Origin of the sequence: Acidovorax delafieldii 2AN (assembly GCF_000175235.1) — a bacterium.
In the GTDB taxonomy this organism is placed as follows: Bacteria; Pseudomonadota; Gammaproteobacteria; order Burkholderiales; family Burkholderiaceae_C; genus Acidovorax; species Acidovorax delafieldii_B.
Genome location: NZ_ACQT01000331.1, coordinates 1 through 3,216, shown reverse-complemented (window position 1 = coordinate 3,216; position 3,216 = coordinate 1). Strand labels below are relative to the sequence as shown.

Below are 3,216 nucleotides of genomic sequence, written 5' to 3'. Positions count from 1 at the left end.
AGGCCGGCGGCCAGGTTGGGCCGCGTTCAAAGGAACGAAGCCCGGATGGGCGGTACGTTGGTCACCACGTCGCCGCACTGGGCGCGGTGGCGCAGGGCATGGTCCATGACCACCAAGGCCAGCAGTGCCTCGGCAATGGGCGCGGCGCGGATGCCCACGCAGGGGTCGTGGCGGCCCTTGGTGATGACCTCGGTGCTCTGGCCGTGGATGTCAATGGACTCGCGCGGGCTGATGATGGAACTGGTGGGCTTGATGGCGATGCTCACTTCCAGGTCCTGCCCGGTGCTGATGCCACCCAGCACGCCACCGGCGTTGTTGGTGCGAAAACCCTGCGGCGTCATCGAATCGCCGTGCATGGTGCCCCGGTGGGCCACGCTGGCAAAGCCCGCGCCAATCTCCACGCCCTTCACCGCGTTCAGGCCCATCATGGCGTGGGCGATGTCGGCGTCCAGCTTGTCGTACAGCGGCTCGCCCAGCCCCACGGGCACGCCCGTGGCCTGCACGCGGATGCGGGCGCCGCAGGAATCGCCGGCCTTGCGCAGGGCGTCCATGTAATCCTCGTACTGCGCCACGTCGGCCACGGGGGCAAAGAAAGGGTTGCTGCGCACGTGGTCCCAGCTCTCGAAAGGGATGGGCAACTCGCCCAGCTGCGTCATGCAGGCACGAAACTGCGCGCCGTACTGCTGGGCCAGCCACTTCTTGGCCACGGCGCCGGCGGCCACGGTGGGGGCCGTCAGGCGGGCGGAAGACCGGCCACCGCCACGCGGATCGCGAATGCCGTACTTGTGCCAGTAGGTGTAGTCGGCATGGCCGGGGCGGAAGCTCTCGGCGATGTTGCTGTAGTCCTTGCTGCGCTGATCGGTGTTGCGGATCAGCAGGGCAATCGGTGTGCCGGTGGTCTTGCCCTCGTACACGCCGGAGAGGATTTCCACCGCATCGGGTTCGTTGCGCTGCGTGACATGGCGGCTGGTGCCGGGGCGGCGCCGGTCCAGGTCGGCCTGGATGTCCGCGTCGGTGAGCGGCATGCCGGGCGGACAGCCGTCGATCACGCAGCCAATGGCCGGGCCGTGGGATTCACCAAAGTTGGTGACTGTGAATAGGGTACCGATGGTGTTGCCGCTCATGGCGAAGGATTATCCCCGAGGCGGCCTGCTCCGGCAGCGCCCGCGCAGGTCAGCGCCCCTGCCAATCGCCGCTTGGCAGGCCTGTGGGCACTTGGTAGCATAGGCTCAGCCTTTGCGGCGCCCCAAGGTCATGCCTGCCACTCTCACCATTACCCCGCCAGGCCTTGCCTCCCCCCTCCAGGAAGCCCCGCTTCGCCGGGCGCTCGACACCACCGACGACGCCATCGTGATCAGCGACGGGCAGGATCAGGTGGTCTACGCCAACGCAGGATTCACGCGACTGTTCGGTTTTCCATTGGCCGAACTGTCCGGGAAACGCCTGGCCGACCTGCTGCTGGGGCCCCACTCGGCCCCAGGTCTCGCGCATACCATTCACCAGAGCCTGGCCGCCCAGGGCCACTTCCGGGGCGAAGCGCTGCTCTATGGCCACCATGGTCAGTCGCGCTGGACGTCAATGGTGATCAATGCCTTGCACGACGCTACCGGCGCAGCGGACGGGCGCATCACCGTGCTTACCGACATCACCCTCACCAAAATGCACGAGGTGCTGCAAAAGCGCGTGCTGGAGGGCATGGTCAACGAAATGCCCCTGCCGGAACTCATGGCCCTGGTGTGCGCACAGGTCGAGCGCATTGCCCCGGAGGTGACCGCGTCCATCCTGGCCGTGGACGAGCAGGGGCGGCTGCACCCCTTGGCGGCGCCCGGACTGCCGAAGTACATCTGCCGTGCGCTGGAAGGGGTGCGCATCGGGCCGGTAGTGGGCTCATGCGGCACCGCCGCCTTCCGAGGCGAGCCCGTGGTCGTTACCGATATCACCACCGATCCTTTGTGGGCCGACTACCACGTGCTTTTCGAGCCCAGTGGCATGCGCGCATGCTGGTCAAGCCCCATCCGCAACCACCGCGGCCAGGTGGTGGGCACCTTCGCGTTCTATTTCCGTGAACCGCGCGCCCCCGATGCCAGCCACCAGCACCTGGTCGATGTTTGCCTGCACCTGTGTGCGCTGGCGATAGAGCGGGACACCGCGCGCCGCCGCATCCACCAGCTGGCGTTTTTCGACACGCTCACGGGCTTGCCCAATCGCGTGCAATTCAGAAGCAATGCCGAAGGTGCACTGGCGCACCTGCAGCGCAGCGGCGACGCCGGCGCACTGCTGTTCGTCGACCTTGACCGCTTCAAGCAGGTGAACGACACCCAGGGGCACGCGGCAGGCGATGCGCTGCTGGAAGCCGTGGCCCGCCGCCTGGTGCAGGCCTGCCGCAGGCAGGATCTGGTCGGCCGGCTCGCGGGCGACGAATTCGTGGCCTTCCTGCCCGGCAGCACCCAGGACGAAGCCCTGACCGCCGCACAGCACCTGCTCGACACCATTGCCGCGCCACTGGACATCCACGGCCAGATCCAGGTGCCCACCGCCAGCATCGGCATCGCCATGTACCCCGGCGATGGCAGCGACATCGACACCTTGCTGAGCCACGCCGACCAGGCCATGTACCAGGCCAAGAAAGAACATCCGCACGGCCCGCGTTTCTTCAGTGCCGACCTGAGCCTGCACGCCCAGGAACGCGCCGCGCTGGAGCGCGCGCTGCGGCAGGCCCTGTCCGACCGCAGCCTGCAGCTGCACTACCAGCCGCAGGTGCTGAACGACGCCGCCCACACCCTGCACGGGGTGGAGGCGCTGGCGCGCTGGCAACACCCCGACTGGGGGGTGATCACCCCTGCACGCTTCATCCCTGTGGCGGAAGAAACCGGGCTGATCCACGAGCTCACGCTCTGGCTGCTCGATGCAGCGTTTGGCCAGCTCGCCCGCTGGCGCGCGGCCGGCTGCAACGTACCCTGCGTGGCCGTGAATCTATCGGGCAGGAGCTTTCACCAGCCCGAGTTTGCCGACCAGATCGGCGCGGCGCTCGCACGCCACGGCCTGCAGGGCAAGGACGTGCTGCTTGAAATCACCGAGAGCGTGATGATGGACGCGCGCCCCGTCACGGCGGCCAATATTGCGGCGCTGCACCGGCAGGGTTTCCGCCTGTCGCTCGACGACTTCGGCACCGGCTATTCCAGCCTGAGCTACCTGCACCGCCTGCCCATTGCCGAA

At 67.6% G+C, this 3,216-nt stretch carries 2 protein-coding genes; one reads left to right on the top strand and one right to left on the bottom strand.

Annotation, left to right across the window (positions count from 1 at the left end):
• Positions 1 to 26: 26 nt before the first annotated feature.
• A complete protein-coding gene (aroC, locus tag ACDELDRAFT_RS20525; RefSeq protein ID WP_005800002.1) occupies positions 27 to 1,124 on the bottom strand; it encodes a chorismate synthase in 1,098 nt (365 codons plus the stop codon).
• A gap of 130 nt (positions 1,125 to 1,254) precedes the next feature.
• On the opposite strand from aroC, the gene ACDELDRAFT_RS20520 reads away from it, so the two are divergent.
• The coding region (locus ACDELDRAFT_RS20520) for a sensor domain-containing protein (RefSeq protein WP_005800001.1) at positions 1,255 to 3,216 on the top strand (1,962 nt) is incomplete at its 3' end.